The following is a 26842-nucleotide window of genomic DNA, read 5'->3' on the forward strand; positions in this document are numbered from 1 at the left end:
GTTACCCCCCACCCCCCCCCCCCCTCCCCCCCCCACCCCCCCCCCCCCCCCCCCACCCCCCCCCCCCCCCCCTCCCCCCGTCTCCCTTTTTGCTCCCCCCCCCCCCCCCCCCCACCCCCACAGATTTCCGGGCGGTGTGACACCGGGAACGTCACACTTCCAGCCGCACCGCCCGGAGCAAGAAGTCCGGAGTACGAAAAACCGCACCGCTCGCGGTTCGTTCCACCGGCAGTACCCCCACGCAACACCCGGTGGCCCCGGCACCCCGGAGCCGCCGCCAGTACCGCAGAACCCCCGCAGTACCCGCAGTACACGCAGTGCATTTCGCGTCGCCTCGGGCCGTCACCCCGGGTCGTGCAGCCAAACGGAGTTTCCCAAATCCCGCGTCTCCAATCTTCATGCGGGTGCCCCTTTGAACCTTGGGAGTTAGGCACCATGACCCAGTCGTCTGTGGAGCCCAAGACCACCGCGGAAGAGGCCGGCGACGGCTCTCGTACCCCCGCCGGGCGTTCTTGGCTCGACCGGTACTTTCACATCACCCACAGAGGATCCAGCGTCGGCAATGAGGTTCGTGGCGGAGTCACGACCTTCATGGCCATGGCGTACATCCTCCTGCTCAACCCGCTGATCCTCTCCGGCAAGGACGTCGCCGGAGACACCATGAGCCAGAAGGCCCTCATCACCGCCACGGCGTTCGCCGCGGCCCTGACCACGCTCCTCATGGGCTTCGTCGGCAAGGTCCCGCTGGCGCTGGCCGCAGGCCTTTCCGTCTCCGGCGTGCTCTCTTCGCAGGTCGCCCCGCAGATGACCTGGCCGCAGGCCATGGGCATGTGCGTGATGTACGGCGTCGTGATCTGTCTCCTGGTCGTCACCGGCCTCCGCGAGATGATCATGAACGCGATCCCGCTCGCGCTCAAGCACGCGATCACCATGGGCATCGGCATGTTCGTCGCCCTGATCGGCCTCGTGAAGGCCGGCTTCGTCGGCAAGGGCTCCGAGTTCGGTCCCCCGGTCCAGCTCGGTTCGGTCGGCGAGCTCGCCGGCTGGCCCGTCCTGATCTTCTGCGTCACCCTGCTGACCATCTTCATGCTGCAGGCCCGCAAGGTCCCCGGCGCGATCCTGATCGGCATCGTCGGCGGCACCGTGCTCGCCGCGATCCTCAACGCCGTCGCGGACATCGACGCGAAGGCCTGGCGCAACGGTCCGCCGACCCTGGACGGCTCCGCCGTCTCGATGCCCGACTTCTCGCTCTTCGGCAAGGTCGAGTTCGGCGGCTGGGGCGACGTCGGCGTCATGACGGTCGGCATGATCGTCTTCACGCTGGTCCTCGCCGGCTTCTTCGACGCGATGGCGACCATCATCGGCGTCGGCACCGAGGCCAAGCTCGCCGACGACAAGGGCCGCATGCCGGGCCTGTCCAAGGCCCTGTTCATCGACGGCGCCGGTGGCGCCATCGGTGGCGTCGCGGGCGGCTCCGGCCAGACCGTGTTCGTCGAGTCCGCCACCGGCGTGGGCGAGGGCGCCCGCACGGGCCTCGCCTCCGTCGTCACGGGCCTGTTCTTCGCCGCCTGCCTCTTCTTCACCCCGATCACGCAGATCGTCCCGGGTGAGGTCGCCTCCGCGGCCCTGGTCGTCATCGGCGCGATGATGATGCAGAACGCCCGCCACGTGGACTGGGCCGACACCGCGACCGCCATCCCGGTCTTCCTGACCGTGGTGGTCATGCCCTTCACGTACTCGATCACCCCGGGCGTCGCCGCCGGTGTCATCTCCTACGTGGCCATCAAGGTCGCGCAGGGCAAGGCCCGCGAGATCGGCGCCTTCATGTGGGTCCTGACCGGCGTCTTCCTGGTCTTCTTCGCCCTCCACCCGATCGAGGCGTGGCTCGGTGTGAAGTAAGGCCGGGCCCGTGACCGGGACCTGACCCTCCACGCATCCGATACTGGTAACCGAACCTCTCCGAGGAGGCCGCACATGCTGGACATCGCCGAAGAACTGAACCGGTGGGTCGAGCAGGGACGTGACTTCGCCGTCGCCACCGTGGTGGCGGTCGGCGGGAGCGCGCCCCGGCAGCCCGGAGCCGCACTCGCCGTCGACGGCGAGGGCACGGCCATCGGCTCGGTTTCCGGCGGATGCGTGGAGGGCGCGGTGTACGAGCTGTGCCGGCAGGCGCTCGAGGACGGCGAGACCGTCCTGGAGACCTTCGGCTACAGCGACGACGATGCCTTCGCCGTGGGCCTGACCTGCGGCGGGATCATCGACATCCTCGTCACCCCGGTCCCCGTGGGATCCCCGGCGCGCGAGGTGTTCGCGGCCGCGCTGGCCGCGGCGGCCCGCGGTGAGGCGGCGGCGGTCGCCCGGATCGCGGAAGGACCGGCCGAGCTCCAGGGCCGCGCCGTACTCGTCCGGGGCGACGGCGGCCACGAGGGCGGTTTCGGGGGCCACCCCGAGCTGGACCGCACCATCGCCGAGGAGGCCCGCGCCCTGCTGGACGCGGGCAGGACGGGCGTGCTGGAGATCGGCGCCGACGGCCGGCTCTGCGGAGAGCCGCTCAAGGTGCTCGTCGAGTCCAGCGTCCCGCCGCCGCGGATGATCGTCTTCGGTGCCATCGACTTCGCTTCCGCCCTGGTGCGGATCGGCAAGTTCCTCGGCTACCACGTGACCCTGTGTGACGCGCGACCCGTCTTCGCGACGAAGAATCGTTTCCCTGAGGCGGACGAGATCGTCGTCGAATGGCCGCACCGCTACCTCGAGGCACAGTCCTCGGCGGGCTCGCTGGACGGCCGGACCGTCCTGTGCGTGCTCACCCACGACGCCAAGTTCGACGTCCCGCTCCTGGAGCTGGCCCTCAGGCTGCCCGTCGCCTACGTCGGCGCCATGGGCTCCCGCCGCACCCACGAGGACCGCAACAAGCGGCTCCGCGAGGTCGGCGTGACCGAGCTCGAGCTGGCCCGGCTGCGCTCCCCGATCGGCCTGGACCTCGGCGCCCGCTCCCCGGAGGAGACCGCGCTGTCCATCGCCGCCGAGATCGTCGCCAACCGCCGCGGCGGCACCGGCGCGGCCCTCACGGGAGCGCACATACCGATCCACCCGGACACCTCGAACACGGTGATCGGCAGGATCGGCTCCGTCGCTTGAAGGACGTGAAGAAAAGGGCGTGAAGAAAAGGGCGTGACCCGAGGGTTGCGCCCTTTTGCCGTTCCGCCTATTTTACCGGCCGGTAACAGCGCCTTCCTGCAACGGAGTTGAGCGGATGTCCCGGACCGCACGCACCGCCCGCACGGCCCGCACCGCCCGTACGCCCGTCGTCACGCTCCTCGCCGGCTGTGCGCTGGTCGCGGCCTCGCTCGCCGGGGGTCCCGCGGCGGCCTCGGCCCCGGCTCCGGGCCCCGCCGCCGGTCCCGGCGTCCGCGAGGTGCTGTTCGTCGGCAACAACTGGGAGGGGACCGCCGACGTGCTCGCCTCCACCGGCGACCTCGCCAAGGTCGGGCGGATCGACATGATCCCCGACAAGGAGGAGAGGCTCCGGGAGATCTATCTCAATCCGATCAAGCTCGGCTTCTTCCTCGGCATCCGCGCCACCGCGGGCGAGGGCCACGACCAGTTCGTGGACGACATGTACACCACCCCGGACGGCACCGCCGTGGTCGCCTCCCGCCCCAGCTTCGCCGACGTCGTCTCGATCGACGTGCGCACGGGCCGGCTCAACTGGCGCTTCCCCGTCGCCGGCTACCGCTCCGACCACATGGCGGTCTCGCCGGACGGCACCCGGGTCGCCGTCTCCGCCTCCACCGCCAACACCGTGCACGTCCTGGACATCACCACCGGGCGGCAGCTCGGCTCCTTCCCGACCGGCGACAAGCCGCACGAGAACACCTTCTCCCGCGACGGCCGCCATCTGTGGAACAGCTCCATCGGCGACGTCACCTCCGCCCTCGACGCGCACTGGCTGGACTGGACGAAGGGCGACCGGAAGATCACCATCGTCGATGCGCAGACCTTCCGTACGGTCCGCGTGATCGACATGCGCGCGCGGCTGGACGCCTTCGGCCGCTCGGACCTGTCCGATGCCGTCCGGCCCATGTCGTTCAGCCCCGACGAGTCCAAGCTCTACTTCCAGGTGTCCTTCTTCAACGGGGTCGTCGAGTACGACGTGGCCACCGACCGCATCACCCGGATCAAGGAGCTCCCCCGCAACCCCGCCACCAACGCGGACCGCACCACCTGGGTCAACGACTCCCGCCACCACGGCATGTCCATGAGCCCGGACGGGGCCAAGCTCTGCATCGCGGGCACGATGGACGACTACGCCACCGTCGTGGACCGTGCCACCCTCACCGAGGGGCCGCTGGTCCAGGCCGACAAGCCGTACTGGGCCACCGTCGACGGGGACGGCACGGCCTGCGTGATCTCCGAGAGCGGAGCCGACCGGGTCACCGCCATCGACTTCGCCACCGGGACCAAGCGGGTCTCCGTCCCCGTCGGCGACCACCCCCAGCGCGTCCGCCTCGGCCACGTCCCGACGGGCTGGACGGGCCCGCAGTAGCGGCGCCCGCAGGAGCGGCGTTCGCCCGCCCGGGCGGTGGTGCGCGCACCGCCCGGGCGGGCGGGGTCAGGCCGGCAGGGAGATGCGGGCCGCCGACATGCCGAAGGAGGGGCTCCAGGCCCCGGGGGTCAGGCCGGAGGGCTTCGGGTGCAGGTCCTCGTCGCGGTAACGGCGTACGCTCTGGTGCCAGTTGAGGACGGCCACCATCCAGTCCTCCAGCTCCCGCACGTACGCGTCGAGCGAGGCCCGCGCCTGCCGGCCGAGGCCGTGGTCCGCGTACAGCACCGGCAGCTGGTGGTCCCGGATGTGCTCGAACTCCCGGGTGCGCTGCTCCAGCAGGTCGGCGACGATCGCGAACGCCTGCGGATAGTCGATGTCGAAGAAGTTCTGGGTGACGAGGACATGGTTGTGGACCTCGCCCTCGACCTCGATCTCCTTCTGGTACGAATGGAGGTCGTTGACGATGCAGCCGACGTCCGCCGCCGCACTCTCCAGCGAGCGCATCACCCCGTCCCGGTAGACCTCGGGAGGGACGCCGTCGCCCTCGTGGCCGAGTTTGGCGAGGAACATCGTCATGTACGAGCCGAACGTGAAGCGGCGCATCTCGGCGTAGTCGACCGGGTCGGGGATCCGGTTCACGACGGCGTTGCCGATCTCCCAGACCCAGCTGTCCAGCATCCCGATCACGTGCCCGCGGAACTCCGCGCGCATCGCAGGGCCCATCCCGGCGACGGTCCGGGCCCACAAGTCCTTCAGGCTCCGCTCCATCGCGGTGACGGGCTCCGCAGCCCCGTCCGGGTCGACGGGGATCATGGCGATCAGCCGGTCGGTCGCCGCCCGGGCGGCGCCGGGTGACTTCGACCCGCCGAAGACCTTGGGGTAGTAGTCGTCCGCGTACGTGCCCCAGGCCAGCCACTGCGCGCTCAGGCTCAGCGCCTCGGGCGTGGCGTCGGGGTCGATGCCCGCCGAGCACAGGGCGAAGTCCATGCCGACCAGCTTGGCCTCGTCCCAGATGTCGGAGCCGGGGTCGCCGGGCTGCGGGTGCAGCAGGCCCATCTCCCGGCACCAGACCACCAGTTCCCGGCGCGCCCGGTCCAGGTGCGGACTGAGGGTGAGCGGGAACGGCATGTGGAACTCGGGCAGCAGCGAGGGGCCCACCCTCCGGAACGGCACGTGCGTGAAGCTGCGCCGGCGCAGGTCCATCGCGCGGGGATTGAGCACCGAGCGCAGGTCGAGGGCGGCGGTTCCGGGCCCGGTGGGCATGAAGGGCAGGGTGAGCGGGGCCGCCGCCCCTGTCCTGGCCTGCGCGTTCATGTAGCGGCTGGAGACCATGTGCCACTCGTGGCCGCCGGACTGCCAGTCCTGCAGGCCCTTCGCGTACGCGAGTACGGATGCCAGCTCGACGGGGTCGAGGCCGTGCAGGGCGGCGAGCGCGGGGACCTCGGCGAGGGCCGTGTACTCGAACTGCTGGAGCCGCGAGGTCAGCAGGTCGTTCGACAGGTCGGCGGCCTCCTGGGTGGTGCACTTCAGGAAGGTCTCCAGGACCAGGATGCAGTTGGAGAGTTCGCCCTCCTGCTCCACCTCGCGCTGGTACGAGAAGATGTCGTTGCGGATGTGCACCGCGTCGGAGAACGCGTCGCGCAGCACCTCGAGCGGGCGCGCGTGGGCGACCCGGGCCGGCACCTCGGCGGACACGTACTCGATCAGGCCCGCGGACCAGGGGGCGCCGCCGACCTTGCGGCGCATCGCGATGTACTCGAGCGGATTGGCCACCCGGCCGATGTTGATGTTGTGGAGCTCCCACATCGACTCGTTGAGGAGGTTCCTCGTCGACTCGGAGAATCGTTCCCGCCAGTCCGTCGACATCGCGGGCACGGTCCGCGACCACAGGTCCTTGAGGCCCGCCTCGACCGGGTTCGCCGGCTCGGGGAATCCGTCGGCGAGGTCCATCGGCATGAAGGCGGCCAGCCCGTCGAGGTACTTCTTCGCGCCCTCGCGGTCCTGGGTGCGCTTGTAGACCTCGAGGAAGTGGTCGTCGAAGAAGAACACCCACACGTACCAGTCGGTGACCAGGTCCAGCGCGTCGCCGTCGCAGTCGGGGTGCGTGTACGAGCACAGCAGCGCGTAGTCGTGCGCGTCCAGGTCCTTCTGCGTCCAGACACCGGACCCCTCCAGCATCCCGAAGTCGCGGGCCCACTGCCGGGTGTGCGTTCTCGCGGCCTCCAGGTGCGGGTTCAGTCGCGCCGGATAGGGCACGTAGAAATCCGGCAGTTGAAACGGCTGTGTCACGGCGCGATGGGCCTTTCCGTCCGAGGGCACGGGGGGTCCTTGGCTACGGCCCCCCGCACGAGATCAGCACGCCCCTACCCGGTCCGGCCGCCCGCCAAGGGTCGGTTCACCGCTTCAGGTGACGCATGAGCCGTTCCGGGGCGCAGGTGCCTGGCGCGAGATAGAGGCACCCTGCCGCGAGGTCCTGCGGGCGATCCCGTCCGGGGTCGGGTCGAACGCCATATGACCGTGCGCGGTTCGCGCTCACCCGCATGTGCAGGCACGAGGTCGATTCCAAGAGATTGCGGTATTCGAGTTGTCACGCGGCGTTCGAATTCATTCGAAGGTGCGGAGGAAGCCTTCCGGGGCATCGGATTCGGCCAGCGCAAAAGCGGAACCATTGACTACTTCCGTCACTTCCGTGTCTACTCGCTGCAACGGCCACACAACACGGCGGGTGCACCTCTTGTGCATATCAACTGCCGTGTCCGGTCGGACCATTGACGTGCGTAAGCATGCGAAAGAGGGGAAACGAATGAAGAACAGGATTCTTGCCGTCCTGCGCAGCGCTCCGATCTGCCGGGATCTGTCGTTCGTCAAGAAGAGCGAGCCGAGCCTGAAGCAGAGCGCCTGGTACTTCTGGTACTAGGCCGGAAATTCCAGTACCGGGCCCGTACCCGGCGGGGCCCGGCTTCGACCTGCCGGCCCCGCCGCGTACGGGCCTTCCGTATTCCCCGGAGCCCATATGCCAGCCACGCCCTGCACGGATTCGCGTACGCGCCGTGCCACCGTATTCGCCCCGCGCCTCCAGGCACTCCTCGACGACCACCTCGGCAAGGACCTCGTCCGGCTGGAGCCCGACACCATCGGAATTGCCGGAGCGGAACTCTCCGACATAATTCTCGGTGCGCGAAAAGCCACCGAGACCGAGCGGCCGACATTCAAACCCCTGCACGGCCGCTCCATTTCCAAGACCGAGGCCTCGTCGGTGATGCGCACCATCGGCAAGGACGTGCGCAAAGCCCTGGAACGCCCGATACCGCGGGACACGGACCTGTCGGGGCCGTGGCCCCTCACCGGCCACACCTTCCTCCGCGATCTGATCCTGCGCGACGACCCCGCGCGGCTGCGGATCCTGATGTCCCGGACCCTGGAGATCGACCCGAAGCTGACCTGGTCCACCATCGTCGCCGGAGCCGCGCTCCCGCGGCGGCCAAGGCCCGGCCCGCACCTGACCCACATCGGCAGCCTGTTCGCCGAGGCCGAGGGCTACCACGACCGCCGGTACGCCATGGGCATGTACCGGCGCGCCGCCGCCCCCGTCTGCTTCACCGTCTCCACCCTCGTCGCCAACGCCCTGTGGCTCGGCTCCCCGTTCGACGACGGCGACTCGAACCGGAACATCCTCTACGAGGCGATGCGGCTGCTGCCGCCCTCCTGGAACCTGCTGCGCAACCGCAGCCCCGAGTACCCCGCCCTCGACTCCCGCATCGGGTCCGGCGACGACGTACTCGTGCTGCCGCTGCTCACCCACCGCGACCCCGCCCTGTGGGACGCCCCGCAGGCGTTCCGGCCCGCCCGGTGGGACACCCTCGACCCGGACACCACCCCCGGATACATGCCGTTCGGCCACGCGAGCGAGCGGTGCTGGGGGCGGCACATGGTCATGCCGCTGGCGGAACTCCTGCTCGACCACATCCGCCGGACCGGACTCGTCGTCGCCCCCGGCCAGCGCACCGCCGAGGTGCCGCTCGTCGGCCTCCTCGGGGTGAAGACCGTCCACGTCGGCCACAAGGACCGGGTGCAGCATGCGTGAGCGCAAGACCCACGACCGCCAGGGCCACGACCGCGAGAACGCCGAGATCCTGGCCGACGACTGGCAGGACCGCGCCCACGAGATCTACGGGAGCCTGCGGCAGGCCGGCGGCATCCGGTACGTGCGCTACCCCGGCCCCGGAGCGGTCGAGGGCTGGGTCGTCACCGGGCACGCGGAGGCGAAGGCCCTCCTGGCCGACCCGCGGCTGTCGAAGAACCGGGCGGCCCAGCGGTTCGGCCGGCACATCGGGCTCACCGAGGGGCCCGGAGCGGCGATGTTCTCGCACATGCTCAACGCCGACCCGCCCGACCACACCCGGCTGCGCAAGCTCGTACAGAAGGCGTTCACCGCCCGCCGTACCGCGAGCCTGCGACCCATGGTCGAACAGCTCGTCGCCGGGCTGCTCGACGCCCTGGAGGGGAAGGCCGAGGCGGAGCTGATCTCGGAGTTCGCCCTCCCGCTGCCGGTCGCGGTCGCCTTCGAGCTGCTCGGCGCCTCCGACGCGGACCACGAGATCCTCCACGTACGGGGCAACAGCCTCGGCGGCGGTCAGGGCGACGGCGAGGTCTCCGTCTTCACGGCGGAGAGCATGGTCGCCTACCTGCGCGCCCTCGTCGCGCTCAAGCGCGAGGACCCGGACGACGACGGGCTGCTGTCCGCCCTGCTCACCGCCCGGGACGAGGACGGCGGCGCGCTCACCGAGGACGAGATCACCTCCATGTCCTTCCTCCTCGTCGTCGCGGGCCACCAGACCACGGTCAACCTCGTCGCGAACGGCATCCACGCCCTGCTCACCCACCCCGGCCAGCTCGCCGCCCTGCGCGCCGACCCGGAGCTGGTGGGGGGCGCGGTCGAGGAGGTCCTGCGCTACGAGTCCCCGTCCGGCCTCGCGTCGTTCCGCTACGCCACCGAGCCAATCAGGATGGGCGGAGTGACCATCCAGGAGGGCGAGTTCGTCCAGATCTCGCTGCTCGGAGCCGACCGGGACCCGGCCGTGTTCGCCGACCCCGACCGGTTCGACATCGGCCGGGCCGACGCGGGCCGCCACCTGGCCTTCGGCCACGGCATCCACCACTGCCTCGGGGCGCCGCTCGCCCGTCTGCAGGGCGAGATCGCCCTCACCCGGATCCTCGAGCGCTTCCCCCGCCTGCGCCTCCACGAGACGCACGAGGCGCGGTGGCAGTCCAACCCCCGCCACCGCGGCCTGCTCAGCCTGCCCGTACGGCTGGGCTGAGCCCCCCGGGGGCCGCAGCCCCGGGGCCCGGAACGCCGAAGGGCCGGACCGGCCTTCCCACCCGTACGCGGGTGAGGAGGCCGGTCCGGCACCGTGCGAAGCGGACTACTCCGAGTCGCCCTCGAGGTTGCCCTCCGTGTCCAGGTAGACCTGGCGGAGGGATTCGAGGATCTGCGGGTCCGGCTTCTCCCACATGCCGCGGGACTCGGCCTCCAGGAGGCGTTCCGCGATGCCGTGCAGGGCCCAGGGGTTGGCCTCCTCGAGGAAGGCGCGGTTCGTCGGGTCCAGGACGTAGGTTTCCGTGAGCTTGTCGTACATCCAGTCCGCGACCACGCCCGTCGTGGCGTCGTAGCCGAAGAGGTAGTCCACGGTCGCCGCCAGCTCGAAGGCGCCCTTGTAACCGTGGCGGCGCATCGCCTCGATCCACTTGGGGTTGACCACGCGGGCGCGGAAGACGCGGGACGTCTCCTCGACCAGGGTGCGGGTCTTGACCGTCTCCGGGCGGGTGGAGTCGCCGATGTACGCCTCCGGGGCCGTGCCGCGCAGGGCGCGGACCGTGGCCACCATGCCGCCGTGGTACTGGAAGTAGTCGTCCGAGTCGGCGATGTCGTGCTCGCGGGTGTCCGTGTTCTTCGCGGCCACCGTGATCCGCTTGTACGCGGTCTCCATCTCGGCGCGGGCCGGGCGGCCCTCCAGGCCGCGGCCGTACGCGTAGCCGCCCCACACCGTGTAGACCTCCGCGAGGTCGGCGTCCGTACGCCAGTCGCGGGAGTCGATCAGCTGGAGGATGCCGGCGCCGTACGTGCCCGGGCGCGAGCCGAAGATACGGGTCGTGGCCCGGCGTTCGTCGCCGTGCTCGGCGAGGTCCGCCTGGGCGTGCGCCCGGACGTAGTTCTCCGAGGCGGGCTCGTCCAGGGACGCCGCGAGGCGCACCGCGTCGTCCAGCAGTCCGATGACGTGCGGGAAGGCGTCCCGGAAGAAGCCCGAGATGCGGAGGGTCACGTCGATGCGCGGGCGGCCCAGCTCCTCGAGCGGGATCGGCTCCAGGCCGGTGACGCGGCGCGAGGCCTCGTCCCAGACCGGACGGATGCCCAGCAGGGCCAGCGCCTCCGCCACGTCGTCGCCCGAGGTGCGCATGGCGCTCGTGCCCCACAGGGACAGGCCGACCGAGGCGGGCCACTCGCCGTTGTCCGTGCGGTAGCGGGTGAGGAGGGAGTCGGCCAGGGCCTGGCCCGTCTCCCACGCGAGGCGGGAGGGCACGGCCTTGGGGTCGACGGAGTAGAAGTTGCGGCCGGTCGGGAGGACGTTGACCAGGCCGCGCAGCGGGGAACCCGAGGGGCCCGCCGGGACGAAAGAGCCGTCCAGGGCCGAGACCACGTGGGCGATCTCGTCGGTCGTGCCGGCCAGCCGCGGGACGACCTCGCGGGCCGCGAAGTCCAGTACGGCCGCCACGTCCGCCGAGTGGCCGGCGGCGACCGAAGCCACCGCCTCCGGGGCCCAGTTCGCGTCCTCCATCGCCTGCACCAGCGCGCGGGCCGCCTCCTCCGCCTCGTCGGCGGTCGTACGGGTGGCAGCGGACTCGTCCAGGCCGAGCGCCTCGCGCAGGCCGGGCAGGGCCGTGGTGCCGCCCCAGATCTGACGGGCGCGCAGGATCGCGAGGACCAGGTTGACCCGGGCCTCGCCGGTCGGGGCGCCGCCCAGGACGTGCAGGCCGTCGCGGATCTGGGCGTCCTTGACCTCGCACAGCCAGCCGTCGACGTGCAGCAGGAAGTCGTCGAAGCCCTCGTCGTCCGGGCGCTCCTCCAGACCCAGGTCGTGGTGGAGCTTCGCGGCCTGGATCAGGGTCCAGATCTGCGCGCGGATGGCAGGCAGCTTGGCCGGGTCCATCGCGGAGATCTGTGCGTACTCGTCGAGGTGCTGCTCCAGGCGCGCGATGTCGCCGTACGACTCCGCGCGCGCCATCGGCGGCACCAGGTGGTCGACCAGGGTGGCGTGCACGCGGCGCTTGGCCTGCGTGCCCTCGCCCGGGTCGTTCACCAGGAACGGGTAGATGAGCGGCAGGTCGCCGAGCGCGGCGTCGGGCGCGCAGGCCGCCGACAGGCCGGCGTTCTTGCCCGGCAGCCACTCCAGGTTGCCGTGCTTGCCCAGGTGGATCATCGCGTCGGCGCCGAAACCGCCGTCCTCGGCACGGGCCTGGATCCAGCGGTACGCGGCCAGGTAGTGGTGCGAGGGCGGCAGGTCCGGATCGTGGTAGATCGCGATCGGGTTCTCGCCGAACCCGCGCGGCGGCTGGATCAGGATGAGGAGGTTGCCGCGGCGCAGCGCCGCGAGGACGATGTCGCCCTCCGGGTTCGCGGAGCGGTCCACGAACATGTTGCCCGGGGCCTCGCCCCAGTGCTGCTCGACGCTTTCGCGCAGCTCGGCCGGGAGCTCGGCGAACCACCGCTTGTAGTCGGCGGCCGGGATCCGGACCGGGTTGCGGGCCAGCTGCTCCTCGGTCAGCCAGTCCTGGTCGTGGCCGCCGGCCTCGATCAGGGCGCGGATCAGCTCGTCGCCGTCGCCGGAGACCAGGCCCGGCACCTCTTCGACGGGGCCGAAGTCGTAGCCGCCCGCGATGAGGGTGCGCAGCAGCTCCACGGCGCTGGCCGGGGTGTCGAGGCCGACCGCGTTGCCGATGCGGGAGTGCTTGGTGGGGTACGCGGAGAGGACGAGCGCGATCTTCTTGTCGCGGCGCTCGATGTGCCGGAGGCGGGCGTGGCGCACGGCGATGCCGGCGACGCGGGCCGCCCGCTCGGGGTCGGCCACGTACGCGGGCAGGCCGTCCTCGTCGAGTTCCTTGAAGGAGAACGGGACGGTGATGAGGCGGCCGTCGAACTCCGGGACGGCGACCTGGGTGGCGGCGTCGAGCGGGGACAGTCCCTCGTCGTTCTCCTCCCAGGCGCTGCGCGAGCCGGTCAGGCACAGGGCCTGGAGGATCGGGACGCCGAGCGCGGCCAGCGCGCCCGCGTCCCACGACTCGTCGTCGCCGCCGGCGGAGGCGGTGGCGGGCTTGGTGCCGCCGGCCGCGAGGACGGTGGTGACGACCGCGTCCGCCGACTCCAGCGCGGCGATCAGGTCCGGCTCCGGGGTGCGCAGGGAGGACACGTAGAGGGGGAGCGCCTGGGCGTCCTGGGCCTCGATCGCGTCGCACAGGGCGTGCACGAAGGCGGTGTTGCCGCTCATCTGGTGGGCGCGGTAGTACAGCACGGCGATCCGGGGGCCCGTGGTGGTCCCGGGCGTGCGCTCCAGCGGGCCCCAGGTCGGCGCGGCGGCGGGCGGCTCGAAGCCGTGGCCGGTGAGCAGCACGGTGTCGGAGAGGAAGCGCGCCAGCTGGTCCAGGTTGGCGGGGCCGCCGTGGGCGAGGTAGCCGTGCGCCTCGGCCGCGATGCCGATCGGGACCGTGGAGGCCTCCATCAGCTGGGCGTCCGGGGCCTGTTCGCCGGTGAGGACGACCACCGGGCGGGTCTGGGCGGGCGCCAGGAGCAGGTCGAGGCCGTCCTGCCAGGCGCGCAGGCCGCCGAGGAGGCGTACGACGACCAGGTCGACGCCGTCGAGCAGCCCGGGCAGGTCGTCGAGGGGAAGGCGGGACGGGTTCGCGAACCGGTACGGCACGGGGCCGTCCGCCGTGTTCGCGGCACGGGCGCTGAGCAGATCGGTGTCGGACGTCGACAGCAGCAGGATCATGCGGCGGCAGGCCTTCCTCGGGGTTTCCGCGCCCCGGGCAGTGAGGACAGCGGGAGTTCCTGACTTACCCGGCGGATTGCTCTGCAGGGTTCACAGTGGCGGGACCGCGCCGGATTCGCACCGGGCTTCCTCCCGGCGGGCCATGTGGCTCCGCCGCTGGTCATCTTAGGTGGCGATCTCCCTGACCGGGAGTGGGGGTGGCCCGGCGCCGCCCGCCCGCGCACCGCCGCAGCGCGGAGGGGGCGGGTGGTGACGGCCACAGGTCGGGGCGGGGGAATCGTGGGTATGCTCGCCGCCATGCCGCCCCAGCCCCCTTCCGCCGCATCGCGGGACGAACCCGTCATACGCGACCGCGGTGACGCCTGCCCGGGTGCGCTGCGGCTGCATGCCGCGGACGACGGGTTCCTGGCCCGGGTCCGGGTGCCCGGCGGGATGCTCGACGCGGACGCGGCCCTGCTGCTGGCCGATGCGGCGGACCGGCTGGGCGACGGGCACATCGACCTCACCTCGCGCGGCAACGCGCAACTGCGCGGACTCGGGGCGAGCTGTGGCGGCGAACTCCAGTCCGTGCTCGTCCGTGCCGGGCTGCTGCCCGCGCCCACCCACGAGCGGGTCCGCAACATCGTGGCCTCGCCGCTGACCGGCCTCGACCGGCTCGGCCTGCCCGACGTGGCGCCCTGGGTCGCGGAGCTGGACCGGCTGCTGTGCGCGAGCGCGCCCGCGGCCGGGCTGTCCGGCCGCTTCCTGTTCGCCCTCGACGACGGCCGCCGCGACGTCACCTCGCTCGCCGCGGACGTGAACCTGGTCGCCCGAGACGGCGACCGGGCCCTGCTGTGGACGGCCGGCTCGGCGGACGCCCTGCTCGTGGCCGCGGCCGACGCGCCCCGGGCCGCCCTCGTGGCCGCCGCGTACTTCCTCGACGCCGTCCGGGAAGCCGGCACCCGGGCCTGGCGGGTTGCCGAGCTGCCCGCCGAACAGGCTCTGCGGTCGGGTGAGTTGGCCGTGCGGCTGGCTGCCGCCGGGGTCGAGGCATCCGTCGCACCGGCTGTCGGCGCCCCCCACGGACAGGCCCCCGAGCCCGGCGTCGTCGACGGCCCCCACGGGACCGTGGCCCTCAGCGTGCTCGCACCGCTGGGCCGGCTGACCACCGCGCAGTGGCGCAAGCTGGCCGGACTCACGGGCCGTGTCCGCCTGACCCCCTGGCGCGGCATCGTCGTCCCCGGCCTGCCCGCCCGCACCGCGGCACAAGAGCTGGCCGCCCTCGCCGGGGCCGGGCTGGTCACCGCCCCGGACGATCCCTGGCGGTCCGTCACCGCCTGCACCGGTCAGCCCGGTTGCGCCAAATCCCTCGCGGACGTACGCGCCGACGCGCGCGCCGCCGTCACCCGCGCGACCGGCCCCCTCCCGGTGCACTGGTCCGGGTGCGAACGTAGGTGCGGGCACCCCCGCGGCACCGCGTGGGTGGACGTGGTCGCCACCCCCACCGGGTACGACCTCTCCGTGGCCGGCCGCACCCCGCGCCGCGGCCTCCAGACCTCCGAACTTCCCGCGGCCCTCGCGGACGCACGCCGCACCACCTCCCATGACGCAGCGAAGAAATGAGCGAGTACACAGTGTTCGAGTACGAGAAGGACGGCGCGGCGATCTACCGCCAGTCCTTTGCCACGATCCGCGCCGAGGCGGACCTCTCCGGGCTGCCCGCCTCCGTCGCCCAGGTCGCGGTACGCATGATTCACGCCTGCGGAATGACCGACCTGCCCCAGGACCTCGGCTACACCGCCGACGTCGTGCTGCGCGCGCGGGCCGCCCTGACCGCCGGCGCGCCGATCCTCTGCGACGTGCAGATGGTCGCCAGCGGGGTCACCCGCAAGCGGCTGCCCGCCGACAACGAGGTGATCTGCACGCTCTCCGACCCGGCCGTGCCCGCCCTCGCCGCGAAGATGGGCACCACGCGCAGCGCCGCCGCCCTCGAAGTATGGCGCGACCGCGGCCTGTTGGAGGGTTCCGTGATCGCCGTCGGCAACGCGCCGACCGCGCTGTTCCGGTTGCTCGAGATGATCGAGGAGGGCGCTCCGCGCCCCGCGGCCGTCATCGGCGTACCGGTCGGCTTCATCGGCGCAGCCGAGTCCAAGGACGCGCTCGCCGCCCACGCCTCCGGCCTCGACCACCTGATCGTGCGCGGCCGGCGCGGCGGCAGCGCCATCGCGGCCGCCGCCGTCAACGCGATCGCGAGCGAGGAAGAATGAGCACCGGAAAGCTGTACGGCGTCGGGCTCGGCCCCGGCGACCCCTCCCTGATGACCCTCCGGGCCGTCCAGGTCATCGCCGAGGCGGATGTCGTCGCGTACCACAGCGCCCGCCACGGGCGCTCGATCGCCCGCTCGATCGCCGCCGGGCACCTGCGCGCGGACCACGTCGAGGAGCCTCTGGTCTACCCGGTCACCACCGAGACCACCGACCACCCCGGCGGCTACCAGGGGGCGATGGAGGAGTTCTACGAACAGTCCGCCGCCCGGCTGGCCGCGCACCTCGAAGCCGGCCGGACCGTCGCCGTGCTCGCCGAGGGGGACCCGCTCTTCTACGGCTCGTACATGCACATGCACAAGCGGCTCGCCGACCGGTACGAGGCCGAGGTGATCCCCGGGGTGACCTCCGTGAGCGCCGCCGCCGCCCGGCTCGGCACCCCGCTCGTCGAGGGCGAGGAGGTGCTGACGATCCTGCCCGGCACCCTGCCCGAGGAGGAGCTCACCGCCCGCCTCGCCGCCACGGACTCCGCGGTCGTGATGAAGCTCGGCCGTACCTTCCCCGCCGTACGCCGGGCCATGGAGGGCAGCGGCCGCCTCGCCGAGGCCCGGTACGTGGAGCGCGCCACCATGGCGGGCGAGCGGACCGGCGTCCTCGCCGACACCGATCCCGACAGCGTCCCGTACTTCGCCGTCGCCGTCGTGCCCAGCCGCATCGGCAACCCGGGCAGCGTGCCGTCCGGGCCCGGCGAGGTCGCCGTCGTCGGCACCGGACCGGCCGGGCCGCTCTGGCTCACCCCCGAGACCCGGAGGGCGCTGGCCGACGCCGAGGTGCTCGTCGGGTACACCACGTACCTGGACCGCGTACCCGTCAAGCCGGGCCAGATCCGGCACGGCTCCGACAACAAGGTCGAGTCGGAGCGCGCCGAGTTCGCGCTCGACCTCGCCCGCCGCGGCAAGCGGGTCGTCGTGGTCTCCGGCGGGGACCCGGGCGTCTTCGCCATGGCCACCGCCGTCCTGGAGGTCGCGGGCCAGCCGGAGTACAAGGACGTGCCCGTACGGGTACTGCCGGGGGTGACGGCCGCCAACGCGGCGGCCGCCGCGGCCGGGGCCCCGCTCGGCCACGACTACGCCACCCTCTCCCTGTCCGACCGGCTCAAGCCGTGGGAGGTCATCGCGGAGCGGCTGCGCGCCGCCGCAGCAGCGGACTTGGTGCTCGCCCTGTACAACCCGGGCTCGCGCAGCCGGACCTGGCAGGTCGCCCAGGCCAAGGAGCTGCTGCTGGAGCTGCGTTCGCCGCAGACGCCCGTCGTGGTGGCCCGCGACGTGGGCGGCCCGCAGCAGTCCGTCCGCATCCTCCCGCTCGGCGAACTGGAGCCGTCCGAGGTGGACATGCGCACGATCCTGCTGATCGGATCCTCGCAGACCCAGGTCACGCAGCGGCCGGACGGCTCCCGGATCGCCTGGACCCCGCGCCGCTACCCGGAGGCCTGACCGGCGGACCGGACGGCCGCCGCCCCGGCGCCGGGCGCGGCGGCGCGTCCTCCGGCGTGGCGCTCAGCACGGCCAGAGGAACGCCGCCCGGCCGCACGGCTCGCAGGCGTGCGCACAGGCGCTGCCGGAGCCGAAGTCGGGGGCGGTGCGGGCGTCCGGACCCTCTGCCAGCCGGGCCACGAACTCCATCGGGCCGCCGCAACCCGTGCGGTCGGGCGTCGCGTCGTACTGGAGCCCGTCGGGGGGCCGCCGAGCTGTCCGGGCACATCGCACGTCGGGCGCCCGCCCTGCGCGGACCAGGCCTCGGCGGCGGGCCGGAACTCCGGCTCGGCCACGGCCACTCGCTCGACGGCACGGACCGCCCCCAGCAGCCGCACGTCCCCGTCCTCGTCCCCGTCCTCGCCGGTGGGGAGCGCGGGCATCGGTACCGCCACCAGCCCGGCCGACGGGAAGAGGTACGCCCGGTCGCCGCCGGCCGTCGCGCTCCAGTCGCTGCACCTGCCGGGTCCCGACGAGCGGAGGAGCCCCCTTCGACAACGGCCCCGCGGGGCGCGGCCGCGCCTTCCTGTTCGCGGTTCCTACGCCGGGGTTTCTGCGAGCCAGCGCAGGGCCGCGGCCACCGAGTACGCCTCCGGCACGCCCTCGGGGGCCGGGGGGCGGCGTACGACGAGGACGGGGATGCCCGCCTCCCGGGCCGCGGTGAGCTTCGGCGCGGTCGCCCTGCCCCCGCTGTCCTTGGTCACCAGGACGTCGATCCGGTGGCGGGCCAGCAGCTCGCGCTCTGCGTCGAGATCGAACGGGCCCCGGTCCAGCAGGACTTCGAGGCGCGGCGGCATCGGCGGGGCCGGTGCGTCCACCGAACGCATCAGGAACCAGGTGTCGGTGAGGTGCGCGAAGGCGTGCAGCCCCATCCGCCCGGTGGTCAGGAACGCCCGGCTGCCGAGTGCGGGCAGCAGCTCGGCCGCCCCCGCGAGGGAGTCCGCGAAGGTCCAGGCGTCGCCGGGCCCGGGAGCCCAGCCGAAGCGGCGCAGCGCCAGCAGCGGGACCCCCGTGAGCGCCTGCGCCTCGGAGGCGTTGAAGCTCATCTGCTCCGCGAACGGGTGGGTGGCGTCGACCACGTGCGTCACCTCGTGGCCGATGATCCAGCCCGCGAGCCCGGCGATCCCGCCGAAGCCGCCGATCCGCACCTCGCCGGGCGGCAGCACGGGCGCGGACACCCGGCCCGCCAGCGAGGTGGTCACGTGGTACGAGGGGTCCTGGGCCAGGGCCTCCGCGAGCTGCCTGGCCTCCGTGGTACCGCCCAGGATCAGTACGTGGGCCCGGGCCTCGTCAGCAGACATGGCGGTCGCGTTCGGGGGAGTACAGGTGGCTGTCGCGGAACTGCTCGGCGCCGAGCGTACGGCCCACCAGGATGACCGCGGTACGGACCAGGCCCGCCTCCTTGACCTGCGCCGCGATGTCGGCCAGCGTGCCGCGCAGGATCAGCTCGTCGGGGCGGCTGGCCATCGCCACCACCGCCACCGGGCACTCGGCCCCGTAGTGCGGCAGCAGTTCGGCGACGACCCGGTCCACGTAGCGCGTGGCCAGGTGCAGGACCAGCAGCGCGCCGCTACGGCCGAGCGTGGCCAGGTCCTCGCCGGGCGGCATCGGGGTGGCCTGCTGGGCGATCCGGGTCAGGATCACGGTCTGGCCGACGGTGGGGACCGTCAGCTCCCGCTTCAGCGCAGCCGCGGCCGCGGCGAACGCCGGGACGCCCGGCACCACTTCGTACGGGATGCCGGCCGCATCGAGCCGCCGCATCTGCTCCGCGACCGCGCTGAAGATCGACGGGTCGCCGGAGTGGAGCCGCGCCACGTCCTCGCCCGCCGCGTGCGCCCGTACGCACTCGGCGATGATCTCGTCGAGGTTCAGCTGCGAGGTGTCGACCAGACGGGCGTCCGGCGGGCACTCGGCCAGCAGTTCGCGCGGGACGAGGCTGCCCGCGTACAGGCAGACCGGGGCGGCGGCCAGCGTCCGGGCACCGCGCACCGTGATCAGGTCGGCGGCGCCGGGGCCCGCACCGATGAAGTACACGGTCATGTCGTCTGGTCCTTTTCGTTCTCTGCGTCTGCGCCTGCGCCTGCGTCTGCGTCTGCGCCTGTTTCGGAGAGGTCCTGGGTCCGCGGCCAGGGCTTCGTCACGGACCACTGCGTGACCGGCATCGCCTGGCGCCAGCCCGTGAAACCGCCGACCGGCACCGCGTGCGCGACGGCGAGCTTGACCAGGTCGCCGCCGTGGCGCCGGTAGCGCTCGGTGAGGACCGCCTCCGACTCCAGGGTCACGGTGTTGACCACCAGCCGGCCGCCCGGGGCCAGGGCCGCCCAGGCCGCGTCCAGCAGGCCCGGCGCGGTCAGCCCGCCGCCGATGAACACCGCGTCGGGGGCCGGGAGTCCGGTGAGGGCCTCGGGAGCGGCTCCGGTGACCACGTGCAGCCCCGGGACGCCGAGCGCCGCCGCGTTGCGGGTGATGCGGGCCGCCCGCTCCGGGACGCGCTCCACGGCCACCGCCCGGCAGGAGGGGTGCGTGCGCATCCACTCGATGCCGATGGAGCCGGAGCCGCCGCCGATGTCCCACAGCAGCTCGCCGGGGGCCGGGGCGAGGGCGCACAGGGTCGCGGCCCGGACGTGGCGCTTGGTGAGCTGGCCGTCGTGCTCGTAGGCGCTGTCGGGCAGGCCGGGGGTCGCGCCGAGTCGCGGGACCTCGCTCTCACGGTTGCGGCGGCAGTCCACGGCGACCACGTTGAGGGGATCGCCGGGCGCGTGGTCCCAGCCGTCGGCCCGCCCCTCGTACGCGTCCTCGCGCTCGGAGCCGAGCTGCTCCAGCACCCGCATCCGGCTCGGGCCGAAGCCCCGCTCTCGAAGCAGGGCAGCGATCTCGTTCGGGGTCGCCGCTCCGGCGCTGAGCACCAGCACCCGCCGCCCCTCGTACAACGCGGCCGCGAGCCGGGCCACCGGACGGCCGACCACCGTGACCACCTCGGTGTCCTCCACCGGCCAGCCCAGGCGGGCACAGGCGTACGACACCGACGAAGGGTGCGGGTGGACCCGCAGGGCGTCCGGCCCGAGCTCCTGCGCCAGGGCCCGGCCGATCCCGTAGAACATGGGGTCGCCGCTCGCCAGCACCGCGATCCGGCGGCCCGCGTGCTCGGCCATCAGCTTCGGCACGGCCGGCCGCAGCGGGCTCGGCCAGGCCACCCGCTCGCCGGCGCACTCGCCGGGCGGCAGCAGGTCCAGCTGCCGCGGTCCGCCGATCAGCACCTCGGCCCCGGTCAGAGCGGCACGCGCGGCGGCGGTCAGCCCGGCCCAGCCGTCGGCGCCGAGGCCGACGACCGACACGGGCATGGGGGGCGGTGCGGAGCTCACTGCGCGGTACCTCGGGAACGGGAAGGGAGCGGGTGGACCCGCAGCCTACTGGCCGGGTGACCGGCCCCCGGCTCCACCCCCGCGAAGGATGAGGTCTACCCTCGGTAACCCCAACGTGACCGTGCCGCTCGACCCACCCGCGAGGGAGACCGCATGCCTGGCTGGAACGCCGAGAACATCCCCGACCAGAGCGGCCGGACCGCAATCGTCACGGGCGCCAACAGCGGTATCGGCTACATCACCGCCCGGGAACTCGCCCGGCACGGCGCGGAGGTGGTGCTGGCCTGCCGCAGCGCGGCGCGCGGCCGGGCCGCGGTGGTGCGGCTGCGCGCCGAAGTACCCGGCGCCGAGGTGGAGTTCATCCCGCTCGATCTGGCCGACCTTGGCTCCGTACGGGAGTTCGCGAAGGCCTTCGGACAGCGCCGGCCGTCCCTCGACCTGCTGGTGAACAACGCGGGCGTGATGGCCCTGCCGTTCGGGCGGACCGCCGACGGGTTCGAGACCCAGTTCGGGGTCAACCACCTCGGCCACTTCGCCCTGACCGGACTGCTCCTGCCACAGCTGCTGTCCGCCGCCCCCGGCGCCCGGATCGTCACCGTCTCCAGCGGGTTCCACGCCCTCGGCGACGTCGACCTCGACGACCTGAACAGCGAGCACCGCTACCGGCGCTGGATCGCGTACGGCCGCTCCAAGACCGCGGGCCTCCTCTTCACCCACGAGCTGGCCCGGCGCCTCGAGGCCGCCGGCTCCGGGATCGTCGCTGCCGCCGCGCACCCCGGCTACGCCTCGACCAACCTGCACGTCGGGGCGGCGCGCCAGGAGGGCCACCGGCCCATGTCCCGGCTGATGGGGATCGGCGCCGCCGTCCTCGCCCAGTCCGCGGCCTCCGGGGCCCTGCCCACGCTGTACGCGGCCACCGCGCCGGGGGTGCTGCCCGACGCGTTCTACGGACCGCGGCTCGGCTGGCGCGGGGCGCCCGTCCGCTCCTGGCGCGCGAAGTGGACCCTGGACGACACCTCCGGCGAACGGCTGTGGGCGGCCTCGGAGAAGCTCACCTCCGTCCCGTACGGCTCCCTCGCACGCTGAGCGGATCCGGGCCGGGCGCCCCGCCGTGAGCCCGTCCGCCCCCGGGGTGCCTCGGGGCGCCCCGGACGGGACCTGATCCCGGGTGCGCAGGCCACGGGAGACTCGGCGCCATGGACGACGACACGGACAACCACCCAGAAGCCCACGACCACGCAGTGGTCCTCGGCGCAGGCCTGGCGGGGCTGCTGGCGGCGCGGGCACTCGCCCAGCGGTTCGCGCGCGTGACCGTGGTGGAGCGGGACGAACTGCCCGACACCGGACCGGCCTTCCGTCCCGGTGTGCCGCAGTCCCGGCACGTGCACGTGCTGTGGTCGCGGGGCCTGGAGCTGATGGAGGAGCTGCTGCCCGGGGTCACCCGCGAGCTCCTCGCGGCCGGGGCCGCCCTGATGGAGTCGCCGCGGGACTTCCTGTGGCTGAGTTCCGCCGACTGGTTCCACCAGGTTCCGGGGTCGCGGATCCTGGTGGGCAGCCGGGAGCTGATCGACTGGACGGTCCGCAGAGAGGTGCTGCGGGACGAGCGGATCCGGGTCCGCGCCGGATCGACGGCGACGGGGCTCGTCGGCGGACCGGACGGCCGCTCGGTGGCCGGCGTGCTGCTGCGCGAGGGCGGCCCGCTGCCCGCCCGCTTCGTGGTCGACGCGACCGGGCGGACCTCCCGGGCCCCGGCCTGGCTCGCCGCCCTCGGCCACCCGGCCCCGGCGACCACCCGCTACGACTCCCGTCTCGGCTACTCCAGCCGCTACTACGAGGTCCCGCCGGACCCGGCCCGCCGCTGGCAGGGCATGTACGTCCAGGGCCGCCCCGACAGCCCGCGCGGGGGCGTGCTGGTGCCGCTCGACGACGGCCGCTGGCTCGCGACGCTGATCGGCAACGGCGAACACGCACCGCCGACCGGGGACGAGGAGTTCCTCGAGTACACCCGGAGCCTGCGCACCCCGGCCCTGTACGACGCCCTCCGCGACGCCAAACCGCTCTCCTCGCCGACGGGGTTCCGGAGCACCGCGAACGAATGGCGCCACTACGAGCGACTCGATCGCTGGCCGGCCGGGTTCGTCGTCCTCGGCGACGCCGCCTGCCGGTTCAACCCCGTGTACGGGCACGGGATGACGGTGGCCGCCCTCGCGGCGGACGCGCTGGCCGGCGCCATCCGGGGTCTGGCGCCCCGGGAGATCGCCGCGGCCGCGCGGCGGATCCAGCGGCGTACGGCCGCCGCCGCCGAGGTGGCCTGGCAGATCGCCACCAGCGAGGACATGCGCTACCCGGAGACCGAGGGGCCGCCGCCCGACCGGGCGACCAAGGTCCTGCAGGCCTACATGTCGCGGGTGATCGTGGGTGCCAACGCCGACCCGGAGATCTCCCGCCCCTTCTTCGGTGTGCTGTCGCTGTCGGCCTCGCCGAACACCCTGCTGAGCCCGGGCACGGTGATCCGGGTCCTGTCCAAGTGGCGCCTGCCGACGGCCCCGGAGACCGCCGCCTATCCGCCGCACCACCCGGGGCCGCCGGACTCGGGTTCGTAGGGGCCCGGCGGGACCCCTGAGGAGACGACTCAGCGGGGGGCCGCCACGGCCCGGTCGTACAGGTCGCGCACCGCCTCGTCGAACCGGCTGCTGTACGAGGTCGTTTCGTCCCCGCCCCCGTCGCGGCCGCCGACCACCCCGATCAGGGCGTGCGCGTCGGTCAGCACCGGGCCACCGCTCGTGCCGTCGGGTACGTCCGCGCAGTCCAGCCGCAGCTGCGCGGGCCCCGCGGCGCGGGCGGTGTTGAAGCACTCCACCGGGTGCTCGGTGTCGTTCGGGTAGCCCACGACGCGGGCCGGCGCGGGCAGTTCGGGACGGAACCGGATGGTATGGGCCCCGGTGGAGTCCTCCAGCCGCTCGCCGGGACGGCCGGGCCGGCGCACGTGGAGGAAGGCGACGTCGTAGTCGGGGTCCTGGTCCTCGGTCCAGCGGGGGTCCACGTCGATCCGGGTGGGCACCCAGATCCCGTACGGGGCCTCGCCGTCGCGGTAGCCCGGGGCGAAGGCGAGGTTCGTACGGAAGCCGAACATCCCGCGGTAGACGCAGTGGGCGGCGGTGGCGACGAGGTCGCCGCCGGGGGAGTGGACCACGGCGGCCGAGCAGTGGTGGTCCTGGTCCCCGTCCTCGCCGGGGGAGAACAGCGCCCCGGTCGCGGGCTCCGCTGCGGCGGGCCGCGCGACCAGCGGGTCGGAGGGCTGCCAGCCGCCCGACCGCCAGTGCACGCCGGCCGGGGGGCCGCCCGTGCTCTGCGCGGCCGGGCCCGGCGGGGCGGATTCCGGCGCCGGGGTCTCCCGTACCGGGGCCTCGGGCGCCGGAGTCTCCCGCGCCAGGCCGTCCAGCACGGCCGCCGCCGCGCGGTCGGCCTGCTCCGGGTCCTGTACGTAACTCCCCTCCGCGAGATCCCCGTCCGCGAGGTGCGCCGCGATGCCGCGCAGCTCCCACAGGAACCCGCCGCCCCCGATCAGCGCTGCGCAGCACACGCCGACGAGCAGCGGCACCCGTACGGCCCGGCCGCGAACCTTGGTGAACATGTGGCACTCCCGCCCGGAAAACCGCGATCGGCACCCCGATCGGCCCCCTGTTCGACGGACGGCGCGAGGACGGCAGTTCCGGATCCGGAACGTGTCTGTTCTCACAGCCGGACACCCGTCATCCGCCGTCCTTCCGGATGTCACCCAACTGACCTACCCTCCGGGCGAGTTGACACATGGTGCACCGACCGGGCGGACAGGAGCCGAAAGCATGGGATTGCGGAACCGGATGGCGGGCGCGGTGACGGCGGGCCTGGCGGCCCTGGCCCTCGTACTGGGCACGGCCCCGGCAGGGGCTGCCGCCGGGGCGGCAGGCGCCGCCGTCGACCTCCCGTACGCGGGATCGACCGGCGTCGGCGTGCACAACGCGTACGAGAAGGCCAAGTACCCGTACTTCGCGGACGCCCTCGACTCGGGCGCCGCGATGCTGGAACTCGACGTGTGGACCAACTTCTTCGGCAGCTCCTGGAGGGTCTCCCACGACAACCCCTTCGGCAACGACAGCAACTGCGAGAACGCCACGAGCCCCGCCCAGCTGCGCACCAAGTCCCGCAACCAGAACCTCGCGGGCTGCCTCTCCGACATCCGCAGCTGGCACGACGCCCACCCCGGGCACCGTCCGGTCGTCCTCAAGCTGGAGCTCAAGGACGGTTTCGCCGCCAACCTCGGGCGCGGCCCCGCCGAACTCGACGCGCTGCTGGCCTCGAAGCTCGGCGACGCCGTCTACCGCCCCGGCCAGCTCGCCGCCGGCCACCCCGACCTGGACGGCGCCGCGCGGGCCGGGGCCTGGCCGAGCCGCGCCGCGATGGCCGGGAAGTTCCTGGTGGAGCTGATCCCCGGCACGCTGGAGGAGGGCAACGCGGGCGACACCCTGTGGACCGACCGGGAGTACGCCGAGCACCTGCGCTCCCTCGCCGCCGCGGGCCGGCTCGGCCAGGCCGCCGCCTTCCCGGCCGTGCACCGCGCCGAGGCCGGCGACCCGCGGGCCCGGTACGCCGACGCGACGCTCCGCCCCTGGTTCGTGGTCTTCGACGGGGATGCGGGCGCGTACGCGGGCGGCTCCATCGACACCGCCTGGTACGACCGCAACCACTACCTGCTGATCGCCACCGACGCCCACGGCGTGGCTCCTGCCATCGACGGGGTGCACCCGACCGAGGCCCAGGCCCGGGACCGGGTCGGCCTGATGGCCCGGCACCACGCGTCCATCGCCTCGGCGGACTGGTACCCGCTGCCGTCGGTGCTGGCGACGGTGGTCCCGCGCGGCTAGTAGGCTTATTGCGAACTGTTTGCAACAAGGCTACGGGTGCAGGTGTGATGGCGGTGGCGTGTTCTCCGGTGGTGCTCGGTATCGAGTCGTCCTGCGACGAGACGGGCGCGGGCATCGTGCGGGGCGGCCGCCTCCTCGCGCACGTCGTCGCGTCGAGCATGGACGAACACGCCCGCTTCGGCGGGGTCGTCCCCGAGATCGCGGCCCGCGCCCACCTGCACGCCTTCAACCCGGTGGTCCGCCAGGCCCTCGACCAGGCCGGACTGCGCGCGGACCAGCTCGACGCGGTGGCCGTCACCACCGGCCCCGGCCTCTCCGGCGCACTCCAGGTCGGACTGGCCGGGGCCAAGACCCTCGCGTACGCGCTGGGCGTACCGCTGTACGGGGTGCACCACCTGGCCGGCCACGTCGCCGCCGACACCCTCGAGCACGGGCCGCTGCCCGAGCCCTGCGTGGTGCTGGTCGTCTCCGGCGGGCACACCTCGCTGCTGCTCGTACGGGACCTCGTGCGGGAGCCGATCGTGCACCTCGGGGACACCCTGGACGACGCGGCCGGGGAGTGCTTCGACAAGGTGGCCCGGGTGTTCGGCCTGCCGTACCCGGGCGGGCCGGCCATCGACCGGGCGGCGCGGGGCGGGAACCCGAAGGCCGTGCCGTTCCCGCGCCCGCTGACCGGCGGGCCGCGCGGGGAGGACCCGTACGCGTACTCCTTCTCCTTCTCCGGGCTGAAGACGGCCGCCGCCCGCTGGGCCGAGGGCCACCGGCAGCGGGGGGAGCAGCCGCCGGTCGCCGACGGCGCGGCCTCGCTCCAGGAGGCGGTGGCCGACGTGTTGACCCGCAAGGCGGTCGCGGCCTGCACGGCGTACGAGGTGAAGACGCTGGTGGTGGTCGGCGGCGTGGCGGCCAACTCGCGCGTCCGGGCGCTGGCGGAACGGCGCTGCGCCTCGGCGGGCATCGCACTGCGGGTGCCGCCGATGACGCTGTGCACGGACAACGGCGCGATGATCGCGGCGATCGGCGACCTTCTGGTCCGCGCGGACGCGGAGCCGGCGCCGTACGACCTCACGATCGACCCGTCGGCCCCGCTGGAGTACGCGGCGCTCCACCCGACGGGCTGACGGCCCTGCCCGGGGCGGGGGCGGGCCGTTGCCGCTCCGGGGCGCTGTCGTTGGGCAGTCCCGAAGGCATGCACACGGGACTCGCGAAGGGACGTA

18 protein-coding genes and 1 riboswitch are annotated in these 26842 nt (G+C 73.3%); of the genes, 12 read left to right on the plus strand and 6 right to left on the minus strand.

Annotated elements, in window-relative coordinates; translation table 11 throughout:
• Positions 1-435 precede the first annotated feature (435 nt).
• From ACZ49B_RS27360 to ACZ49B_RS27370, 3 genes are all read left to right on the plus strand, one after another.
• On the plus strand, positions 436-1899 hold the full coding sequence (locus ACZ49B_RS27360; RefSeq protein ID WP_266662407.1) for an NCS2 family permease: 1464 nt from the start codon (positions 436-438) through the stop codon (positions 1897-1899).
• 75 nt (positions 1900-1974) lie between these two features.
• Positions 1975-3138 (plus strand): XdhC family protein, encoded by a 1164-nt coding sequence (locus ACZ49B_RS27365; RefSeq protein ID WP_468310948.1) that lies wholly within the window; start codon positions 1975-1977, stop codon positions 3136-3138.
• Between the two features lie 115 nt (positions 3139-3253).
• Entirely contained in the window at positions 3254-4546 is a 1293-nt protein-coding gene (locus ACZ49B_RS27370) for a YncE family protein (protein ID WP_468310950.1), read from the plus strand.
• Positions 4547-4612: 66 nt separating this feature from the next.
• Here ACZ49B_RS27370 and ACZ49B_RS27375 read toward each other — a convergent pair whose 3' ends face one another.
• Entirely contained in the window at positions 4613-6835 is a 2223-nt protein-coding gene (locus ACZ49B_RS27375; protein WP_468310952.1) for a terpene synthase family protein, read from the minus strand.
• A 724-nt stretch (positions 6836-7559) separates the two neighbouring features.
• On the opposite strand from ACZ49B_RS27375, the gene ACZ49B_RS27380 reads away from it, so the two are divergent.
• Together ACZ49B_RS27380 and ACZ49B_RS27385 are read left to right on the plus strand one after the other, a co-directional pair.
• On the plus strand, positions 7560-8630 hold the full coding sequence (locus tag ACZ49B_RS27380) for a cytochrome P450 (protein ID WP_468310954.1): 1071 nt from the start codon (positions 7560-7562) through the stop codon (positions 8628-8630).
• Complete coding sequence (locus ACZ49B_RS27385; RefSeq protein ID WP_468310956.1) at positions 8623-9864, plus strand: cytochrome P450 family protein; 1242 nt, start codon at positions 8623-8625, stop codon at positions 9862-9864. The genes ACZ49B_RS27380 and ACZ49B_RS27385 overlap by 8 nt, the downstream gene beginning before the upstream one ends.
• 105 nt (positions 9865-9969) lie before the next feature.
• Here the strand turns inward: ACZ49B_RS27385 and cobN are convergent, their stop codons facing one another.
• On the minus strand, positions 9970-13587 hold the full coding sequence (gene cobN / locus ACZ49B_RS27390; RefSeq protein WP_468310958.1) for a cobaltochelatase subunit CobN: 3618 nt from the start codon (positions 13585-13587) through the stop codon (positions 9970-9972).
• A 33-nt stretch (positions 13588-13620) separates the two neighbouring features.
• A riboswitch (cobalamin riboswitch) is annotated at positions 13621-13759 on the minus strand.
• A 125-nt stretch (positions 13760-13884) separates the two neighbouring features.
• On the opposite strand from cobN, the gene cobG reads away from it, so the two are divergent.
• Genes cobG through ACZ49B_RS27405 form a run of 3 tightly spaced genes read left to right on the plus strand, consistent with a single transcriptional unit; the run spans position 13885 to position 17323 of the window.
• Complete coding sequence (gene cobG / locus ACZ49B_RS27395; protein ID WP_468310959.1) at positions 13885-15189, plus strand: precorrin-3B synthase; 1305 nt, start codon at positions 13885-13887, stop codon at positions 15187-15189.
• Positions 15186-15833, plus strand: coding sequence for a precorrin-8X methylmutase (locus tag ACZ49B_RS27400; RefSeq protein ID WP_468310961.1), 648 nt, complete (start codon positions 15186-15188; stop codon positions 15831-15833). Before cobG ends, ACZ49B_RS27400 begins: the two co-directional genes overlap by 4 nt.
• Complete coding sequence (locus ACZ49B_RS27405; protein WP_468310963.1) at positions 15830-17323, plus strand: precorrin-2 C(20)-methyltransferase; 1494 nt, start codon at positions 15830-15832, stop codon at positions 17321-17323. Before ACZ49B_RS27400 ends, ACZ49B_RS27405 begins: the two co-directional genes overlap by 4 nt.
• Before the next feature lie 578 nt (positions 17324-17901).
• Here the strand turns inward: ACZ49B_RS27405 and ACZ49B_RS27410 are convergent.
• The 3 genes from ACZ49B_RS27410 to cbiE are packed head-to-tail and all read right to left on the minus strand — an operon-like array spanning position 17902 to position 20703.
• Positions 17902-18663, minus strand: coding sequence for a cobalt-precorrin-6A reductase (locus tag ACZ49B_RS27410; RefSeq protein ID WP_468310965.1), 762 nt, complete (start codon positions 18661-18663; stop codon positions 17902-17904).
• Positions 18653-19402 carry a precorrin-4 C(11)-methyltransferase gene (gene cobM / locus ACZ49B_RS27415; protein ID WP_468310967.1) on the minus strand — a complete coding sequence of 250 codons (750 nt, stop codon included), beginning with the start codon at positions 19400-19402 and terminating at the stop codon, positions 18653-18655. Before cobM ends, ACZ49B_RS27410 begins: the two co-directional genes overlap by 11 nt.
• Positions 19399-20703 carry a precorrin-6y C5,15-methyltransferase (decarboxylating) subunit CbiE gene (gene cbiE, locus ACZ49B_RS27420; RefSeq protein ID WP_468311112.1) on the minus strand — a complete coding sequence of 435 codons (1305 nt, stop codon included), beginning with the start codon at positions 20701-20703 and terminating at the stop codon, positions 19399-19401. The genes cobM and cbiE overlap by 4 nt, the downstream gene beginning before the upstream one ends.
• A 174-nt stretch (positions 20704-20877) precedes the next feature.
• Here cbiE and ACZ49B_RS27425 point away from each other — a divergent pair, with 174 nt between their 5' ends.
• Positions 20878-21810: an oxidoreductase gene (locus ACZ49B_RS27425; RefSeq protein ID WP_468310969.1), complete on the plus strand. Its 933-nt coding sequence runs from the start codon at positions 20878-20880 to the stop codon at positions 21808-21810.
• A 110-nt stretch (positions 21811-21920) separates the two neighbouring features.
• Positions 21921-23327 carry an FAD-dependent oxidoreductase gene (locus tag ACZ49B_RS27430; protein ID WP_468310971.1) on the plus strand — a complete coding sequence of 469 codons (1407 nt, stop codon included), beginning with the start codon at positions 21921-21923 and terminating at the stop codon, positions 23325-23327.
• 29 nt (positions 23328-23356) lie between these two features.
• Here the strand turns inward: ACZ49B_RS27430 and ACZ49B_RS27435 are convergent, their stop codons facing one another.
• The gene (locus ACZ49B_RS27435) at positions 23357-24358 is read right to left on the minus strand and encodes a trypsin-like serine peptidase (protein WP_468310973.1); all 1002 of its coding nucleotides are present in this window, start codon (positions 24356-24358) and stop codon (positions 23357-23359) included.
• A gap of 211 nt (positions 24359-24569) precedes the next feature.
• Here ACZ49B_RS27435 and ACZ49B_RS27440 point away from each other — a divergent pair, with 211 nt between their 5' ends.
• Positions 24570-25628, plus strand: coding sequence for a phosphatidylinositol-specific phospholipase C domain-containing protein (locus tag ACZ49B_RS27440; protein WP_468310975.1), 1059 nt, complete (start codon positions 24570-24572; stop codon positions 25626-25628).
• A 47-nt stretch (positions 25629-25675) separates the two neighbouring features.
• Entirely contained in the window at positions 25676-26746 is a 1071-nt protein-coding gene (gene tsaD, locus ACZ49B_RS27445; RefSeq protein WP_468310976.1) for a tRNA (adenosine(37)-N6)-threonylcarbamoyltransferase complex transferase subunit TsaD, read from the plus strand.
• The last annotated feature ends 96 nt before the right edge of the window (positions 26747-26842 follow it).

The organism is Streptomyces sp. NPDC031132 (assembly GCF_055570595.1).